This is a genomic window from Acinetobacter lwoffii, from assembly GCF_024129735.1.
GTDB lineage: Bacteria > Pseudomonadota > Gammaproteobacteria > Pseudomonadales > Moraxellaceae > Acinetobacter > Acinetobacter lwoffii_H.
Window position 1 is genome coordinate 1 of sequence record NZ_JAMXXK010000116.1, and the last position, 788, is coordinate 788.

At 35.2% G+C, this 788-nt stretch carries 1 protein-coding gene; it reads right to left on the reverse strand.

Annotated elements, in window-relative coordinates:
• Positions 1 to 27: 27 nt before the first annotated feature.
• Positions 28 to 729, reverse strand: a complete 702-nt coding sequence (locus tag NI469_RS15710) for an IS1-like element ISPa14 family transposase (protein ID WP_001223318.1) — start codon at positions 727 to 729, stop codon at positions 28 to 30.
• Positions 730 to 788: the final 59 nt, after the last annotated feature.

A 788-nucleotide genomic window follows, 5' to 3' on the forward strand; every position in this document is an offset into this window, starting at 1 on the left:
GGTGGTGTTTCAAAAAGTATGCTGACATTAAATGAAGCCATTATTGATGTAAAAAAAGGTTAAGTCGAAAGCTTTAAAATGGTTTTCAATCTTTTTTGAAAAATTACAACTCCTTCTAAAACCGCGCCTAATTCGATGCCTTATTTTGCAATTATTACCTTCAATACCTACAGTAAAAAATTTACCAATACTTTGCTTGCAGTTTTTAAAAGCAGTTATGAAACTGTCCCAATGATCACTTGCAATTCGGGTGTAGTGAATACCTAATTGTTTAAGCTTTGTCTTCAATCGTTGAACTGTAGCTAAGTCTCTTTTACCCCAAACATAAGCAACAATCTCACCTGTTTCTCGATGGTAGGCGTAAATAAGCCATTGTTTATTATTTTTATTTCCCACAAAAGTCCAAAACTCATCAACTTCAAGAGACTCATAATGACTTTGTTTAGGCTGAATTTGGTAGGTCGATTCGGTTAAAGTACGTAAAACTTTACCGATACTGATTCGCTCAACTTCAGCGATATCTCGTATACCACTACCTCTGACCATCAACTGTAATATTTTTCGAGTAATGCCTGAATTACATCCTAGATAGCTCAGAGCATGGTCACCAATAAACTGACGTTTACAGTCTTTGCACTGATAGTTTTGTTTCCCATCTACTTTGATGCCATTTTTCTTTATACTGTCACTGAGGCAGGTTGGACATTTGATTTCTAGAGTTATTCGCATTTCTCTATTTTATCAAAATTCAACCTGCTTTGTTTCAGCATACTTTTTGAAACACCACC

What these genes read in the sequence shown, in the direction of transcription:
- NI469_RS15710 (WP_001223318.1), bottom strand. Translation starts at nt 729, where the DNA reads ATGCGAATAACTCTAGAAATCAAATGTCCAACCTGCCTCAGTGACAGT.